Genomic DNA, 17,818 nt, shown 5'->3' on the forward strand with positions numbered 1-17,818 from the left:
TTTATCAGATGCCACATTTTTTTATTGTCAACACTTGCAGGCCTCCCGGTCTGGCAGGAAAAATTCTGCGATTTATGAAGATCACTACAGTACTGCTCTTCTTCTCTCTGTTACAAGCGAACGCCTCGGTGTTCGCACAAAAAATGACACTGCACGAAAGAGATATTTCTCTGAAACAGTTTTTCGTGGAAGTGAATAAACAAACCGGATACAATGTGGTATGGTCGGCAAAGATGATCAAAGATCTGCCACGATTTAATGCCGATTTTGATAACACACCACTGGAAACAGCACTGAAAGAGGTATTGAAAAATACGCCGCTGAATTACACGATCCAGGATAAGAATATCAGTATCGGGATGGCGCATGAAGGCGGTGCTGTTAAAAAGAATAATATCGAGGCAGCCGATGCTGACATTACCGTAACGGGTAATGTCACTGATTCCAAAGGACAGACCATGCCTGGCGTGACTGTTACTGTTGCTGATAATCCTAAAATAGGTACCGTTACAGATGCCAACGGCAACTTCGTGCTGACTGTAAAGGAAGGCACAGTCTTGAGAATTTCCTATGTTGGTTTTGTCAGTCAGATCTTTACGGTTACCAGTACTAATAAAGCACTGAAAGTTGTTTTGCAGGATGATATCAGGCGTGCGGAAGAAGTGGTGATCACGGCTTTTGGTAAGAAGGAACGTAAAGAGGCGGTTGTAGGATCGGTGACTTCTGTAAGACCGGCTGATCTGAAGATTCCTGCGAGTAACCTGACAATGGCCTTAGGCGGACAAGCCGCTGGTATTATCGCTTATCAGCCTACCGGACAACCCGGTCAGGATAACGCCCAGTTCTTTATCCGTGGTGTGACCACATTTGGCTATAAGGTAGACCCGCTGATATTGATCGATAACATTGAACTCAGCACAAATGACCTGGCCCGGTTGAACGTGGATGATATCGCCAGCTTCTCTATCCTGAAAGATGCCAGTGCTACCGCTCTATATGGTGCACGTGGTGCAAACGGGGTGATCCTGGTGAATACCAAGGAAGGTAAGATGGGTAAACTCGCCATCAACGTAAGGCTGGAAAATGCGATTTCCCAGAATACCCAATCCCTCAGGATCGCCGATCCTGTTACCTATATGAAGCTGTTCAACGAAGGTACACTGACCCGTGATCCGACGCAGCCACTCCCTTTTAACCAGGATAAGATCAACAACACGATCAACACTATTAATAAAGCCCCGGGTTATAATCCATATGTATATCCTGCTGTTGACTGGCTAAGTGTACTGCTCAAGAAACGTACAAGTACCCAACGCGGGAATATGAGTATCAGTGGTGGTAGTCCGCTGGCAAGATACTATGTGGCAGGCTCTTATAACCTGGATCATGGTAACCTCGCAGAGGACAGGAACAACAACAATAACAACAATATCAAATTTCAGAACTACCAGTTACGTTCCAATGTCAATCTGAACCTTACCAAAACAACGGAGATAATATTACGATTCAGCGGTACCTTTAGTTCCTATCAGGGACCATTGACAACAGATGGTTCATTTAACTCGGATATCTACAACCTGGCTTTACATACCAGTCCTGTTTTATTCCCTGCTTATTTCCCGGCAGATTCCGCAAACCTTACAACGCAACATATTCTTTTTGGCGCACCACAGGGTACTTTTAACAGTATCCCTTTTAACAATCCTTATGCGCTGCTACTGAGAGGGCACAAAACCTCTTCTGAATCCCGTGTATTAGCACAGCTGGAACTGAACCAGAAGTTTGATTTTTTGACGAAAGGACTACATTTTCATGGTTTGTTCGAGACCAACAGGTATGCTTATTTTGATGCTAATCTGGGGTACAAGCCTTTCTACTATAATGTCGCTTCCTATGACAGGGCTAAGAACAGCTATTCCCTTAGCTGGCTGAATCAGAATCCGGGAGATGCGATCGAGTACCTGGAATATTTTCCTGGCGGCTCAACAATCAATACGAATGTATACATACAGGGTAACCTCGATTATAGCAGACAGTTCAAAGATCACAATGTGTCTGGTACACTCGTATTAACCAGACAACAGGTCGTTTATTCCAATGCGAGCAAACTGGTGGATGCATTACCACACAGAAACATGGGATTGGCAGGTCGTGCCGCCTATAACTATAAAGGAAAGTATTTCGCAGAATTTAACTTCGGCTATAACGGTTCAGAAAGATTTTCTGAAGAACACCGCTTTGGGTTTTTCCCAACAATCGGTGGTGGCTGGATCGTGTCAGAAGAGAAATTCTTCCAACCATTACATAATATTTTTGACAGGTTAAAAGTCCGGGGAAGCTATGGCCTGGTAGGTAACGACGCAATCAGCGACAGAAGGTTCTTCTACAGTTCCAATGTCAACCTTGCTGGAGGAGGTGGAGCTGAATTCGGTATCAACCGTGGCTATAGCCGACCTGGCGTTGCCATTAACAACTATCCCGATCCTGAAGTGACCTGGGAAACATCTAAACAACTGAACCTCGCGCTGGAGCTTACAACACTTCGAAACCTGAACATTACAGCGGAATATTACAACTACAACCGCTATAACATTTTGCAGAAGCGCTCTTATATTCCAACTACCAACGGACTGGAAGCAGATATATATGCCAACCTGGGTAAGGCCCGCTCAAAAGGGATTGACCTTTCTGCGGATTACAGAAGTCAGCTGGGGAAAAACCTGCTGGTATCCGGTCGGGGTAACTTTACATTGGCTACCAGTAAATACACTTACTATGAAGAACCGGATTATCCGGAGCCATGGCGCCGTACTGTTGGTCACCCGATCCGTTCAGGTTATGGTTATATTGCTGAACGCCTTTTCGTAGACGATGCAGAAGCGCAGAGTTCCCCTTCGCAGATCTTTTCTTCTACCGGTAAAGCGCCAAGAGGAGGTGACATTAAATACTATGATCTCAACGGAGATGGCGTAATCAATGAGCGGGATCAGACTTTTGTCGGCTACCCGATGGTGCCGGAAATTATATATGGTGGCGGCTTTTCCATACAGTATAAAAGCTGGGATCTCTCCGCATTCTTCCAGGGACAGGCAAGGGTATCCTTCTTCATTGATCCTAAAAGAGTCAGCCCTTTTGTGCAGAGTCCGGATTCCTATGTTTACGGCAATACGCAGCTGCTCAAACAGTTTGCGGATAGTCACTGGTCAGAAGACAACCAGGATATATACGCGCTTTATCCTCGTTTAGGGATCAATCGTAACGATATAGAGAATAACCTGCAGCCGAGTACCTGGTGGCTGAGGGATGGTTCTTATCTGCGTCTTAAATCCGCAGAAATCGGTTACTCATTACCAGCACCTGTCATCAAGCGACTGGGCATCCAGAAATGCAGAATTTATTTGAATGGGATGAACCTGCTTACCTGGAGTTCTTTCAAGCTGTGGGATCCGGAATTGGGTGGCAGCGGCTTCGCATATCCTATTCAGAAAGTATTTAATGCCGGTCTCAATGTCAACCTCTAAAACAAGCGCAAACAATATGAAATCATTATATAAATATTTATGCCTGATCGGTTTGTTGCTGTCCGGCAACGGCTGTAAAAAATACCTGGATGTGGTACCGCCTGATGTGGGTACGCTGGATTATGCATTCAGAAGCAGAAATGAAGCGGAAAATTATCTCTTTGCCTGTTATAATGCGATACAGAATCTCAATGACCTTAACAGAAGCCCTGGCTTCACCATGTCTTCAGAGATCATCTTTCCAATGAATCTGCCTGGCAATCCGATTGATATAACCGGGTTTGCATTGATTACCGGTACACAGAACGCAGGTAATCCGGGATTAAACTACTGGGATGGTAGCGGTAACGGTATCGCTATGTATAAGGCCATCCGGAAATGTAATACCATGCTGGAGAATATTGATAAACCGGCGGATCTGCCAGCTGAAGAGAAAATCAGATGGATTGCGGAGACCAAATTCTTAAAAGCATATTACCACTACTACCTGTTGCGTCTCTATGGCCCTATACCGATAGTAGATAAAAATCTGCCGGTAGAGGCCAGTCCGGAGGAAGTGAAAGTGAAACGGCAGCCGGTTGATGTAGTCGTGAATTACATCACAGCACTGCTGGATGAAGCAATACCAGATTTACCTGCCACCATCGATAACCCTGCCAAGGAGTTAGGCAGAGTGACGAAAGCAGCGGCAATGGCCATTAAAGCAGAAATGCTGATGACGGCCGCCAGTCCTTTGTTCAATGGAAATCCTGACTATTCCAATTTTAAAGACCAAGAAGGGACCGCACTTTTCTCCCCTTATGATGCTGCTAAATGGCAAAAAGCAGCTGCCGCATGTAAAGCAGCGATCGATGTATGCGAAGGTGTAGGCTTACGGCTGAATAACACCTTTATACCCGCACCTGGTGTCGGTAACCTACCGGACAAGATCAGGCAGGAACTTGTTTTCCAGACCTCGCTGACGCAACGCTGGGATATCAATACAGAACTGATCTGGTCTTTAAATGCGATATGGCACGGACAGGAGTATTGCATACCCCGTATGACGCAGCGTGCGAACCAGAATGACAATGATAACCCAGCCTACTTTGCGGTGCCTATCTCCACGACTGATCTGTTTTATACTAATAATGGCGTGCCGATAGAACAGGATAAAAACTGGGATTACGGTGGCCGTAATCAGTTACAGATGGGAGATGCTGAAAATGCACCCTACATTAAACAGGGTTATACGACCATTAAAGCCCATTTTAACCGGGAGACAAGGTTCTATGCCAGCATCGGGTTTGATGGCGGTATATGGTTTGGAAATGGCATCCTGGATGGCGCTAACCCGCATTATGTGGAAGCACGCGGACAATCCTCACTTGCTGGTCCGAAGACATTACAGAAAACCAATATCACCGGTTACTGGCCTAAAAAGCTGGCCAACTATCTCACCGTATATGATAACGGGTTTAACTGGACGGACTTCTCTATGCCGGTAATGCGTATGTCAGGTCTTTATCTGCTGTATGCGGAAGCGCTTAACGAAGTAAACGGACCGACGGCAGAGGCTTTGTCCTATGTTGACAGGGTAAGGGAACGTGCCGGCCTGCTGGGTGTAACAGATGCCTGGACCCGGTATGCAAAAGATCCTAACAAACCAAACAGCAAAGACGGTTTAAGAGATATCATCCACCAGGAACGCCGTATCGAACTCTGTTTTGAAGGTCAGAGCGGATGGGACCTGAGAAGATGGAAAGAGTTGCAGATGGTATTAAGCGCTCCCCTGAAAGGATGGAGTGTCTATGAAGACCAGGCCATCAACTATTACCGGGCGAAGAACGTGGAGATACCTGTGTTTGGTACCCGCGACTACCTGTGGCCGATATCAACAAACAGCCTTGTTGTAAACAGCAATCTCGTTCAGAATCCGGCCTGGTAATATGATTTTGATAAACCAATTACACGTTATTTTATGAACTGGAAGAAAACAAATTATCATATAGTCGCCATACTGCTGATCGTGTTGACAGCAGTTACCTTGAGCGCCTGCAATAAAGACGATGTTTACCGGCAACCGGATGCTACCGGTAAGAATAAACCAGGGCCGGTCACCAATGTAAGAGTGACCAACTACAATGGAGCAGCAGTTGTTAAATACGATCTGCCCGGTGACCAGGACCTGCTGTATGTAGTGGCTAATTATAGTATTCGGGATGGTGTCAACAGGGAGATCAAATCAAGTTATTTCTTCGATACCCTCCGCCTGGAAGGCTTCCATGACAGTAAGGAGTATACAGTGACACTGAAGGCAGTGACCCGTTCTAATATTGCTTCCGATCCGGTAACGGTTGTGGTACATCCTGATACCCCTTATTACGCATTGATCAGGAAATCACTTAAAATAGGCAGTGACTATGGTGGGATCAATATACAGGCGGCTAATACGGCAAAGAATGCAATTGCCATCAATACTCTTACTATAGATCCGGTGACCGGCAATTTTGCAATAGCCAACGAAAACTATACAAATCTGGCCGCCATTAACTATTCATTAAGAGGTTATAAGCCTGAGCCCACCAAATTTGGTGTTTATATATCCGACAGATACGGCAATATTTCTGATACGATGGTCGTGACAATTACCCCCGGTTATGAAGAAATACTGAATAAAAGGAACTTCTTTCCTTACCTCATGCCAAGTGATGCCGTAATCGGTTATGGTGGTGTCGTACAGAACATGTGGGATGGTAATATCACAGAAGATAACAGTGCTAATGCCTGGCAGACGACTATCGGTACCAGTCAGCGACTGATGCAATGTTCTTTTGGTATCGGCAGAAGTTATACGCTGACCCATTTTATGATGTATTTCAGGGACTATGGGGCCAACAATCCGAAAAACTTTACCATCTATGGTTCTAACGTTGAAAACCCTGCAGATGCGACCACGCCCGGCGGTGTACCACAGGGTACACAGAGCGGTGACTGGATATGCCTCGGCAATTTCCGGGTACCGGATCCTCCTTCCGGTTTGCCACAGGGACAAACCAATGCGGCTGACAGAGCCTATGTAAATAACGGGATTGATTTTAGTATGCCGACAGGTATCCCGCCAGTAAAGTACGTCCGGATTGTCGTGAAAGATACCTGGTTCGGACTTGATTACACGATTATCAGAGAAGTCACCTTTTCCGGAATTCCGCAATAACCACAACAACGAGCAAAGCAATGAACCTGAACATAAAAAATATCAGCTGGCTGCTATTTGCAGTGACGATGGCGGCTTGTTCCAAAAAGAACGAAGCCTACAGAGACCTGGTGAAAGATGGGGAGATCTATTATCCAGGTATTATCCAGAATGCCGGTTACAGGGCGGGTAACCTGCGTACGATGCTTTACTGGAATCCCAGTCCCGATCCTAAGATCACCCATTATAAGATCTACTGGAATAATAAACAGGATTCACTGACGCTTACAGCGGATAGTCATGATCCGAATGACACGGCGGCTGTGATCGTTCCGGGCCTGAGTGAGGGTACGTATAATTTCAATGTGTATTCCGTCGACGGACAAGGAAGGACATCCATAGCGGTGAATCTTAACGGTGTCCGGGTGTATGGTACTAAATACCAGAGTGGTCTCTTTAACCGCCCTTATAATGCCGCTACACCCTATCTCCTGGATCTGCTCAACGGTAGTGTCAGGGTACAGTTTAATACGCCTGATTCTATCAATACAGGCACGAAGCTGCAATACACTGATAACAATGATATGTTACAGACAGTAGAATTATCTCCGGACAGCAATGCCATTACCCTGGCCGATTTTAAATTCGGTACCACCGTCACTTATCAATCCAGTTATATTCCTCAGCGCAATGCCTTGGATACATTTAAGGTGGGGGATGTCAGCAATTTTGCACAGATCACACGTGCCGGCGACGTAACGGCTGTATTTATCAAGAATCCTGGAGATCCTTTTTACAGAAGTGATAATGGAACCGGCAAATGGGGCTTGCCAAGAGACTGGCAGGTGAACGCCAATGCCAGGAACCAGAATAACGATCAGGGAGGTGGATGGTCTACGGATAATGGCGGTTGTATTCACTTTGAATCAAAGAACTGGGGTGATGCGCCGCTGGTGAATGGTAAAGTGTATCAATCATTCACACTGCCTGCCGGTACCTACGACCTGGATGTTGTAACAGCAGGCAACGGTGGTAGCATGGATGCCAATGAGGTGGTGGCCACCGGTACAACCTTGCCTGATATCGATAACCTCAGTGGTAACAGTGCCGTACTGGCTTTATTCCATGGAGATGGCGGATCTATCGGCGGTACACATACGCTTACATTCACATTGACACAGCAAACCACCGTCACCTTTGGATGGGTGGTCAGCGGATCAGTTTATACCTATCTGCAGTTCAAAAAAGTAGCACTCAGGATAAGATAATCATTAACAGGCAGCCGTGTAATGTCGTGTTGCATGGCTGCTATGTTGCCCGGTCTTACAATACCGGGATTTTGTTACAGGAATATATTTTTTAAAGCTCAATTTTCTAATGACGGGAATGAACCATTTATTAGGCAGGGCGCTGGTTGTAATGGCTGCCCTCGGATTTCCAACAGTAGTGGCTGCACAGGTAAATACTGTCAGTCTGGGTAGTTCAGACCAGCAGATCTGGTATGTAAAATCAGCTGCCGAAACCGGTACAAATGCAAAGGATTCGCAATTACAAACATCGGATTGGACGAAAGCAATCGTGCCGGGTACTACCTTTTCTTCTTTTGTTGCCGCGGGCAAGGAAGAAGATCCCAATTTCGGCGATAATATCTATAAGGTAGATCGCAGTAAATATGACAGGGATTTCTGGTATAGAACGACGTTCAAAATACCAGCAGCCTATGCACAAAAAAGAGTCTGGCTCAACTTTAATGGTGTCAACAGAAAGGCATCCGTTTATCTCAATGGAAAACTGCTTGGTAACCTGGATGGGTTTATGGATCGTGGTCATTTTGACATTACTGATGATGCTGTGACCAATGGAGATAATGTACTGGCAGTACTTGTAAGCATCCCTATACAGCCACTGGCGAATGTGGGTAGCCCCAATTATGTGGCGAGTGCAGGATGGGACTGGATCCCATATGTACCCGGATTAAATTCAGGTATTACAGATAAAGTGTTCCTTAGCGCCAGCGGCGATCTCTCCATACAGGATCCATGGGTACGTACAGACCTGCCGACCAATGCAAAGGCTTATGTGTCCTTATCCATGCAGGTTAAAAACAGCGCTTCGAAGGATGTGGATGGCACCTTACAGGGTACTATCATGCCTGGTAACATCCAGTTTTCACAGAAAGTGCGTGTTAATCGCAACAGCACCAAAGATATCAGCTTTACCAAACGCGATTTTGAACAACTGATATTGAACAATCCCCGTTTATGGTGGCCCAATGGTTATGGCGCGCCTAATCTCTATGAGCTGGATCTGAAACTGACGGTAGGGGATAATATCTCCGATGAAAAACAGGTCAAGTTTGGTGTTAAACGCTATAGCTATGATACTACCGGTGATGTGTTGCATATTGCAATCAATGGTACGCCGGTGTTTATCAAAGGAGGTAACTGGGGTATGTCGGAGTACATGTTGCGTTGCCGTGGGGCTGAATACGATACGAAGGTTCGTCTGCACAAGGAAATGAACTTTAATATGATCCGTAACTGGATCGGTTTGACGACTGATGAAGAGTTCTACGAAGCCTGCGATAAGTATGGTATTATGGTATGGGATGAATTCTGGTTGAATTCTAATCCGAATCTGCCTGCTGATCTACAGGCTTTCAATGCCAACGCCATCGAAAAAATCAAACGTGTCAGGAATCATCCTGCTGTGGCGATCTGGTGTGCAGATAATGAAGGCTGGCCAGAACCACCATTGAATAACTGGTTAAGGGAAGATGTGCGTGTTTTTGATAAAGGAGACCGCTTTTATCAACCTAATTCTCATGCGGAAGGACTGACCGGTAGTGGTCCCTGGATGGCAAAAGATCCAAGGTATTACTTTACAGCTTATCCGACAGGTCTTGGTGGCAACAAAGGTTGGGGAATGCGTAGTGAGATCGGCACCGCTGTTTTTGTGAACATAGAGAGCTTTAAGAAGTTTATGCCACAGGAGAAGTGGTGGCCGCGTAATGAAATGTGGAATCAGCACTTTTTTGGTCCGAATGCCTTCAATGCCGGTCCGGATGAATACGACCAGATGATCTCCCGTGGATATGGAAAACCGGAAGGTATTGAGGATTATTGCCGTAAGGCGCAGTTTGTCAATCTCGAAAGTAATAAAGCGATGTATGAAGGCTGGCTGGATCACATCGGAGAAGATGCCGCTGGTGTAATGACCTGGATGAGCCAGTCCGCATATCCATCTATGGTATGGCAGACCTACGATTATTATTACGACCTCACGGGGGCTTATTTTGGAGCTAAAAAGGCATGTGAGCCATTACACATCCAATGGAACCCGGTTACCAATGCCATTAAGGTCGTAAACACCACGCGTAGCGAGGTGACCGATCTTACTGCCAGTGCAGAAATTTATAACCTGGATGGGCGTATTGTTAAACAATACAGTAAATCTGCCCAAATTTCTTCTCCTGCTTATAGTGCGGGTGAAGCCTTTAAACTCGATCTGACACCAGATCAGACGGATCTCGCAAGAGGTAAAAAGATGTTTGCTTCTTCTTCCCAGGACGGAGATCCATCTGCTACCAATGATGGCAATGCACAGACGCGCTGGGCCAGCAGGTATAACGATGATGAATGGATCTGTGTGGATCTGGGAAAAACAGCAGTAGTAAATGGCGTCGGTTTGAACTGGGAGGAGGCTTATGCGAAATCCTTTAAAATAGAGGTCTCTGATGATAATTCAAGATGGCAGCAGGTATACCGTACTGATGAAGGACGTGTTGGGCAGCAGAAGATTGTTTTCCCTGAAGTGTCTGCACGTTATGTAAGAATGCATGGTATAGAGCGCGGTAGCTGGTGGGGGTATTCGCTGTTTGATTTTGAAGTATATCAGGGGGATGTGGCCAGCGCCGGACTGAGTGACGTACATTTCATCAAACTGAAGCTTGCCGGTAAGGATGGTCGGCCTATCTCTGAAAACTTTTACTGGCGTGGTAATAAGCGCAAGGACTATAGCGCTTTAAATACCCTTGGAAAGGCGGAGCTGAAAGTACAATACAAGACCACTAAAGCAGATGGCAAAACATATGTTACCGCTACAATCAATAACCCGGTATCATCGGCAAGCGCCGCTTTTGGAATCAGACTGCTGCTGACCGGTGCTACAGATGGTAAGCAGATTCTTCCTGCCATTTTTAGTGATAACTATTTCTCCCTGATGAATGGTGAGACAAAGACAGTAACGATTGAGTTCGATAGCAATGCAGTTGGTAAAGATGGGTTCAAGCTCACTGCAGAACCATTTAATAACCATATCGTACGGAAATGAAACAAATAATCATTCTCAGCATATTCATGTTGACTTACGGCATATCTGCTGTCGTAGGTCAACAACTGGATACGGCGCTGTATAAAAACAAGAAAGCCCCGATATCTGCACGTGTGGAAGATCTGCTGAAACGCATGACCCTACGGGAAAAGGTATTGCAGTTGCAAAACAGGGGAGCCGGAAAGACTGATGAAATAGCGAATATTTTTAAAGGAGAGAGTTTCGGTTGTACACATGAAATGAGTATGAATGCGCAGGAGTGCGCAGAGATGTACCAGCAACTCCAGACTTACATGTTGAAAAAAACACGGCTGGGCATTCCGGTATTGACTGCTGTGGAAGGGATCGAAGGGATTCTGCAAAACAATTGTACCCTCTTTCCGCATGAACTGGCGCAGGGCAGTACGTTTAATCCTGCACTGATCAGGAAGATGACCACCGCTGCAGGAGAGGAGGCGCAGGTCATTGGTATTCATCAGATACTTTCTCCTGTACTGGATATTGCGCGGGAACTTCGCTGGGGACGTGTGGAAGAAACTTTTGGGGAAGATCCATTCCTTATTGCTGAAATGGGAACAGCCTTTATTAAAGGGTATCAGTCCTTCAATATCACCTGTACGCCTAAGCATTTTGTGGCACATGGTTCACCTTCAGGAGGACTGAACTGTGCTAATGTGAGTGGGGGAGAGCGGGATATGAGAAGTTTGTACCTGTATCCTTTCAGAAAGGTGATCGCGAATACCAATCCCTTATCTGTCATGTCCTGTTACAGCGCTTATGATGGCGTAGCGGTAAGTGGTTCCCGCTATTACATGACAGATATCTTACGTGGAGAGTTAGGTTTTAAAGGCTATGTTTATTCTGACTGGGGATCAGTAGAACGTTTACAGAGCTTTCATCATATGGTAGATTCCCGTGAACAGGCCGCTATTCAATCATTGATCGCAGGTATTGATCTGGATGTGGACGGAGCTTATGAGGGTACATTGGAAAAATCAGTAGAAAGTGGTCTGGTGGACATCAGGTATCTCGATGAGGCAGTTCGCCATGTACTTGCGGTTAAATTTGAACTGGGACTGTTTGAGAATCCCTTTGGCGATCCGGCCAGGGTGAGTAAGGTAGTGCGCAGTGCGGCACACGTCGAAATAGCCAAACTGGTGGCCGATGAAAGCGCCATTCTGCTCAAGAATGAAAATAACATTCTCCCGCTGGATGTAGCAAAGTATAAGTCGATCGCCGTGCTTGGCCCTAATGCAGATCAGACCGTTTTTGGTGATTATTCCTGGACCAGTCGTAATACCAAAGAAGGGACTACCTTATTAGAAGGTCTGACAGCAGCGATTGGCAATAAGGTACAACTGCACTATACACAGGGTTGCGACTGGTGGAGTAAGGATACGACAGGTATAGCAGCTGCAGTAAAAAATGTAATGGCGAGTGACCTGACCATTGTAGCTATAGGAACGCGTAGTACTTTTCTGGGAAGGAGTCCGCAATATTCTACTGCGGGAGAAGGCTTTGATCTCAGTTCACTGGAATTACCAGGTGTACAGCAGGAACTGCTGACAGCCATTAAAGCAACAGGCAAACCATTTATCGTTATATTTATCGCAGGTAAACCACTGGCTATGCCATGGGTAAAGGAAAATGCTAATGCTCTGCTGGTACAATGGTATGGCGGCGAAAAACAAGGTAATACACTGGCCGATATACTGACAGGGGCGGTGAATCCCTCCGGAAGGCTGAACGTCTCTTTCCCACGTAGTACCGGCAATACGCCGATCTATTACAACCATTTTATAACAGATCGTAATGAACCTTTCGACCGACCTGGTAGTCCGGAAGAGCCTAAAGGCCATTATATCTTTGATCGTCCGGATCCGCTCTGGGCATTTGGGACAGGAATGAGTTTCACAACTTTTCAATACCTGGATTGCAGAATAGCAGACACTATATTGACGGAAAAAGACGTTATCAAAATTGCCGTCGATGTAAAAAACACCGGCAACAGGGATGGAAAGGAAGTAGTACAGGTATATGTGCGTGATAAGGTGAGTTCAGTTGCAACACCTGTACAGCAGTTAAAGGCATTCAGCAAGGAATTGATCAGGAAAGGAGAAACCCGGACAGTACAGTTGGAAATACCGGTTTCAGAGCTGGGTTTGTACGATGAAAAGATGAATTATGTTGTAGAACCAGGTGCATTTGAATTACAGATAGGTGCTGCCGCTGATAACATTCACTTTACAAAAGTGATCCAGGTAAAGTGATAGCTGTTTTTATAAAAGAGACTAAAAGAGGTTGGTTTTAGCAGTTGTGTTTTTTGAACAGCCGGGCATTTGCCTGGCTGTTCAAATTATTTATCTGTCTGTTGAAGAGAGGATAATGCTTTCCTGTAAGATATAAACGCCCGGATCAACCCGATTATAAGTGGTCCATTCAATAATGTTAAATACAGCAGGTCCCCGCTTGCTGATGATAATCCAATGTCCATGTAGTAGTTGAAATCTTTGAGGATGATCACTAAAGTAGGGGACAAGGGTAATAAAAACCAGCTTAATACTGTCAGTAACAGGCTGTTTTTTACTACTTCCAGTTTACATAAGAAAATAGTGAGGCAGAGTACATTCAGCAACAAACAGTATAAAATACTGGACAGAATGGCTGTTGTTATAGCCGTTTTCTGTGTCAACCCCTGACTACTCAGGTGCTTGTTTTCTACGACGGTAAAGATAGCCGTAATGGCGACTGTGATCAGGAATGGATAGAGTGTTGCTTGCAGATAATACTTACTTATTCTCATATAAGTGACGAACCCCGTTATTCAATATAAAAAGATGCTATTCAATTTCGCTGATACTGAACCCGGTAGGATCTTGCAGACTATACCGGCAATGCAGGCTGATGGCGCCTTGTTTTTTGGTAAGCTTTACTTTTGCAAGAAGGTTCAGTGAACTTTCATTCAGGAGCAGCGTATTCCCCTCATTGACCCTTATATCTGTCGCCAGATAAAGTTGTTCTTCTTCCGACAGTGTAAGCTGTATCTGCTGATTATTGAATACCCAGTTTTTACCGGATGATTGTTGGATGATGGAATACATGCATTCCTTATCAAAAGAAATCAGTTCTGCTACTTGTTGCGGCACTTGATCCCGCTGGTTCCATTTGCAGAGTGATACCTTAATTTCTTCAGGTAAAAAAACGGTTTCCGGTGGGAGCTGACTGACCAGATTGAGCATAATGGCCACCTGCGGTTCCGCTGAAAGCGCTTTATACATGGTCTCACTGATAACGATATCCACATCAGTTGAAACAACTTCCCATACAGACGCGTCACACTGATGAATGTCTTTCACGTAAGCATGGAGGTCTAAAGTATCTATGACCCGCTTTAATACATTAATGCTTTCAGGGTTGATTTCCAGGAATGTAAACTGCACGTCTTCCGCTTTGAATGTCATCATAACAGGTAAGGCTAAAGTGGCAAAAGGGCCTGTTCCGGCATATAAAACGTGTACGGGCTTTTTGCCTTTGAGCAGCACTACCGATATTGCATGAGCAAGTCCTCTTGAAAAGCGTTGGGTTCTCAATACTTCCCGTCCGCAATGTGCTGCCCATAAAGAGCCGATGGCGTTTCCGTGGGGCGTTTTGATATGCGCTCTTCCTTCCTTCGCATCTATAACAAAGTGTGCAGATAAGAGATCTGAATAACCCATCACGGCAGGGGCGAGTTGATCATGAAAATCTCCCGGTTTGAAAATTTCTTTCCCATATTGCAGCAAGCGCATCCTTAACTCTTCATTGGTCATCAGCAATTGTAATATTCTTTTGCTACAATATAGTCAATCTTTCTCCGCTTCATTATGTATTGTAACATTATTCAACAGCGATGAAGATATCGACTTCTGCCATTTCCGGATTTTGCGCACGTTCCCCATACACTTCGAAATCGGCCGTATAGGTTCTTTTCAGGTCTGAATTCCAGATCTTTACCCATTCCTGATAGACGGCGCCCTGGGATACATTCCCTTTTGCTACCTGCAGGTGGTATTTCCCGCTATTTATTGTTTTTCCTGTCATGCCTTCAGGGATGACATCGAGGGAGGATACCCTGCAACCCAGGATGGTTGTATATGGTTTGGTATGATCTTTCTCGTAGTCTGTATATATGCTATAAATCGTATCATCGATCTTGTTAGGAATCAATGCCTGTATATTTTCAGAAAAGAAGCGCTGCCATAATGCCGGGATGTCTTGTTCTGACTGTCCGTTTTCGTTTGTGGTTACGATGCTGATACCAATTACGCTAAACTGTTGAATATCCATTATTTGTGTTTTTGATTATTGGCAGCGAATTTACCAGGGGGAGGTGACAACCCTATGTCAGTAGTGTCTGACTATAGTTACTCTCCGTTAGTGCTGCCTTCAAAAGGCAGCGCTAACGGAGAGTAACTATAGTCAGACTATTGTATATCCTGAAATTCCTGCTTTTGCCTGGCCATCCAGGGCAAAAATACCGGACATTTTCGTTAAATTTAGAGATAGCCGATATTTCTCCGTAAACCCGCCTATCTCCATTGCTACCAGACTACTGCGTTTATACCCGACGCAGGTTCTTTTTATTACTAGTAAATTGAAAACCCATGAGAAAAACTGAGCAAAATTCCACCAGATTATTGCTTTATGCATTTGTACTTAGTATGTGTATCGGTGCCTGTTCACATGATAACAATCTGCATCGTCCGTCTGCGCTTGCCGTTGCGGATCCCAATGCCAGTCCTGTAGTTTTAGCCGCACTTGATCTTATGAGCGGAAATCCTGTTTTACCGGTTCCTACAGCCGATCCGGATATCATTTATGCCAATGGCAAGTATTACGTCTATACCACCGCTATCGGGCCTAATAACAGCCAATTTCACGCTTATTCGTCCACTGACCTGCTAAGCTGGAATGATGAGGGCGTCGTATTGGATTTAAACAACGTCAGCTGGGCGCATACGGGGGGATGGGCGCCGTCCGTGGTAGCACGTAATGGCAATTTCTATATGTACTTTACGGCAGCCAAGAAAATAGGGGTTGCAGTGAGTACGAGTCCGACAGGGCCTTTTATTGACCGGGGTAGTGCACTGGCTACCGGAGACGGAACGGATCCTATTGATCCGATGGCCTTTATTGACACAGATGGACAGGCGTATCTTTATTGGGGTAATACGACATTGAATATGCAACGTCTGAATACTGATATGATATCACTGACTGGTACCCGCAGTCATGATAAACCATCTAATTATTTCGAAGCGCCTTATATGTTGAAACGAAATGGTATTTATTACTTCATGTATTCCATTAACGATTACAGGAATGACGACTACCATGTGGAATATGCCACTTCCAGCGGTCCTATGGGACCATGGACTTATAAAGGGCGTATTACATCTCCACTGGGCCCTGTTAAAGGCCCGGGTCATAATGCAGTGATCCGCAAGGCTGGTTGTAGTGATGAATATTATTTTGTCTATCATCGGCGGACAAGTACCAATGTGGACGAAAGACAGGTGGCTATTGACAGACTATTTTTTGATGGTGCAGGAAATATACTGCCGGTAAATATTACCAACTCCGGTGTAGTCGGATACGATGGTATCTGTTATACGCCTAATCCTGTTCCTGATGGACAATACGTTATCAGATCCAGGGTCAATACGACCGCAGGAGCCGGTCTGTATCTTGATATTCCGGGATGCGCCACTGGGAATGCGGACGTAAGAACCTGGACAAGAACCAATTGTGATGGTCAGAAATGGACATTTACCTATCAGAACAATGGTTATTATAAGATCATCTCAGCGTTGCCCAATCACAAAGCTTTAGACCTGAATGCCTGTGGACTTGACAGAGGGGCGAATATTCAGGTATGGGATGTGTTGTCAAATGATTGCCAGTTGTGGCGGATTGAAACAGCCGGTAACGGATATTATCGGATTATGGCAAAAGGAAGTAATAATGTGATGGACTTGGCGGATGGTGATCCTACGCCGGGCGCAGATGTAAGGTCATGGACCTGGAATGGCGCTGATGCACAGTTGTGGAAACTGGAGACACCATAATAATTTGCTACTTTTGACTATGTTTTTACAATTTAAATCAGCCGCAGTATTCTGTGGTTCTAAACTCGGTGTTGATCCTATTTTTGCTCAACATGCCTCCGTCCTTGGAAAGTTGTTAGCTAAACATGAAGTGACGCTTGTTTATGGCGGAGGGAACAGTGGTTTGATGGGAGTAGTCGCTAATGAGGTATTGGATCATGCAGGACAGGTTGTGGGAGTGATGCCGGATTTGTTAATTCAAAGAGAGTTCCGGCACGACAGGTTAACGCAGTTGCATGTGGTAGAGGATATGCATGCAAGAAAAAAGCTGATGTACAGTTTATCCGAAGCCGTGATTATTTTACCGGGTGGTATTGGCACATTTGATGAAATGATAGAGGTAATGGCCTGGAACAGCCTGAGTCTTCACAATAAGAAGATCTTTATCATTAACTCTAATGGCTTTTTTGATCTGTTTATTCAACAAATGCAAAAGCTGCAGCAAAATGGATTTCTATATTCAGATGTATCAGATGCATTTATCATAGTCGATACACCTGAGATGATCTTCAGTTAATACCATCTTCTGCTAATTGTGCAGCAGCCTGCTGTACAATTAGCAGAAGATATTTATATGCTTTATTAAGAGGGTATTAAGATCAGATCAGTTGTTGTAGGTTCTTTTTGAATACTGTAACGGGAAA

The 17,818-nt window shown here is 45.1% G+C and carries 11 protein-coding genes; 8 read left to right on the top strand and 3 right to left on the bottom strand.

Annotated features, from left to right (window positions below; genetic code table 11):
* Positions 1–74: 74 nt before the first annotated feature.
* The 6 genes from CPIN_RS14250 (at position 75) to CPIN_RS14275 (ending at position 13,298) form a co-directional block, all read left to right on the top strand.
* A complete protein-coding gene (locus CPIN_RS14250; RefSeq protein ID WP_012790512.1) occupies positions 75–3,521 on the top strand; it encodes a TonB-dependent receptor in 3,447 nt (1,148 codons plus the stop codon).
* 16 nt (positions 3,522–3,537) lie between these two features.
* Positions 3,538–5,448 (top strand): RagB/SusD family nutrient uptake outer membrane protein, encoded by a 1,911-nt coding sequence (locus CPIN_RS14255; protein ID WP_052306958.1) that lies wholly within the window; start codon positions 3,538–3,540, stop codon positions 5,446–5,448.
* Between the two features lie 33 nt (positions 5,449–5,481).
* Positions 5,482–6,717, top strand: coding sequence for a DUF4959 domain-containing protein (locus CPIN_RS14260; protein ID WP_012790514.1), 1,236 nt, complete (start codon positions 5,482–5,484; stop codon positions 6,715–6,717).
* Positions 6,718–6,737: 20 nt separating this feature from the next.
* The gene (locus CPIN_RS36655) at positions 6,738–7,964 is read left to right on the top strand and encodes a DUF4998 domain-containing protein (protein ID WP_012790515.1); all 1,227 of its coding nucleotides are present in this window, start codon (positions 6,738–6,740) and stop codon (positions 7,962–7,964) included.
* Between the two features lie 118 nt (positions 7,965–8,082).
* Positions 8,083–11,028 carry a discoidin domain-containing protein gene (locus tag CPIN_RS14270; RefSeq protein WP_044218676.1) on the top strand — a complete coding sequence of 982 codons (2,946 nt, stop codon included), beginning with the start codon at positions 8,083–8,085 and terminating at the stop codon, positions 11,026–11,028.
* Complete coding sequence (locus tag CPIN_RS14275) at positions 11,025–13,298, top strand: glycoside hydrolase family 3 N-terminal domain-containing protein (protein WP_012790517.1); 2,274 nt, start codon at positions 11,025–11,027, stop codon at positions 13,296–13,298. The genes CPIN_RS14270 and CPIN_RS14275 overlap by 4 nt, the downstream gene beginning before the upstream one ends.
* An 86-nt stretch (positions 13,299–13,384) precedes the next feature.
* On the opposite strand, the gene CPIN_RS14280 is transcribed toward CPIN_RS14275, so the two are convergent.
* The 3 genes from CPIN_RS14280 to CPIN_RS14290 form a co-directional block, all read right to left on the bottom strand.
* Positions 13,385–13,831: a hypothetical protein gene (locus CPIN_RS14280; protein WP_012790518.1), complete on the bottom strand. Its 447-nt coding sequence runs from the start codon at positions 13,829–13,831 to the stop codon at positions 13,385–13,387.
* A gap of 37 nt (positions 13,832–13,868) precedes the next feature.
* Complete coding sequence (locus CPIN_RS14285) at positions 13,869–14,837, bottom strand: SAM-dependent methyltransferase (protein ID WP_012790519.1); 969 nt, start codon at positions 14,835–14,837, stop codon at positions 13,869–13,871.
* A 67-nt stretch (positions 14,838–14,904) separates the two neighbouring features.
* Positions 14,905–15,354, bottom strand: coding sequence for a GyrI-like domain-containing protein (locus tag CPIN_RS14290; RefSeq protein WP_012790520.1), 450 nt, complete (start codon positions 15,352–15,354; stop codon positions 14,905–14,907).
* Positions 15,355–15,671: 317 nt separating this feature from the next.
* Here CPIN_RS14290 and CPIN_RS14295 point away from each other — a divergent pair, with 317 nt between their 5' ends.
* Together CPIN_RS14295 and CPIN_RS14300 are read left to right on the top strand one after the other, a co-directional pair.
* Complete coding sequence (locus CPIN_RS14295) at positions 15,672–17,135, top strand: family 43 glycosylhydrolase (protein ID WP_012790521.1); 1,464 nt, start codon at positions 15,672–15,674, stop codon at positions 17,133–17,135.
* Between the two features lie 19 nt (positions 17,136–17,154).
* Entirely contained in the window at positions 17,155–17,691 is a 537-nt protein-coding gene (locus CPIN_RS14300) for an LOG family protein (protein WP_012790522.1), read from the top strand.
* Positions 17,692–17,818: the final 127 nt, after the last annotated feature.

The sequence above is a fragment of the Chitinophaga pinensis DSM 2588 genome (assembly GCF_000024005.1).
In the GTDB taxonomy this organism is placed as follows: Bacteria; Bacteroidota; Bacteroidia; order Chitinophagales; family Chitinophagaceae; genus Chitinophaga; species Chitinophaga pinensis.

Excerpts from the sequence above, each read along its gene's own strand:
- CPIN_RS14250 (WP_012790512.1), top strand. The coding sequence starts at position 75 with ATGAAGATCACTACAGTACTGCTCTTCTTCTCTCTGTTACAAGCGAAC.
- CPIN_RS14255 (WP_052306958.1), top strand. The coding sequence starts at position 3,538 with ATGAAATCATTATATAAATATTTATGCCTGATCGGTTTGTTGCTGTCC.
- CPIN_RS14260 (WP_012790514.1), top strand. The coding sequence starts at position 5,482 with ATGAACTGGAAGAAAACAAATTATCATATAGTCGCCATACTGCTGATC.
- CPIN_RS36655 (WP_012790515.1), top strand. The coding sequence starts at position 6,738 with ATGAACCTGAACATAAAAAATATCAGCTGGCTGCTATTTGCAGTGACG.
- CPIN_RS14270 (WP_044218676.1), top strand. The coding sequence starts at position 8,083 with ATGAACCATTTATTAGGCAGGGCGCTGGTTGTAATGGCTGCCCTCGGA.
- CPIN_RS14275 (WP_012790517.1), top strand. The coding sequence starts at position 11,025 with ATGAAACAAATAATCATTCTCAGCATATTCATGTTGACTTACGGCATA.
- CPIN_RS14280 (WP_012790518.1), bottom strand. The coding sequence starts at position 13,831 with ATGAGAATAAGTAAGTATTATCTGCAAGCAACACTCTATCCATTCCTG.
- CPIN_RS14285 (WP_012790519.1), bottom strand. The coding sequence starts at position 14,837 with ATGACCAATGAAGAGTTAAGGATGCGCTTGCTGCAATATGGGAAAGAA.
- CPIN_RS14290 (WP_012790520.1), bottom strand. The coding sequence starts at position 15,354 with ATGGATATTCAACAGTTTAGCGTAATTGGTATCAGCATCGTAACCACA.
- CPIN_RS14295 (WP_012790521.1), top strand. The coding sequence starts at position 15,672 with ATGAGAAAAACTGAGCAAAATTCCACCAGATTATTGCTTTATGCATTT.
- CPIN_RS14300 (WP_012790522.1), top strand. The coding sequence starts at position 17,155 with ATGTTTTTACAATTTAAATCAGCCGCAGTATTCTGTGGTTCTAAACTC.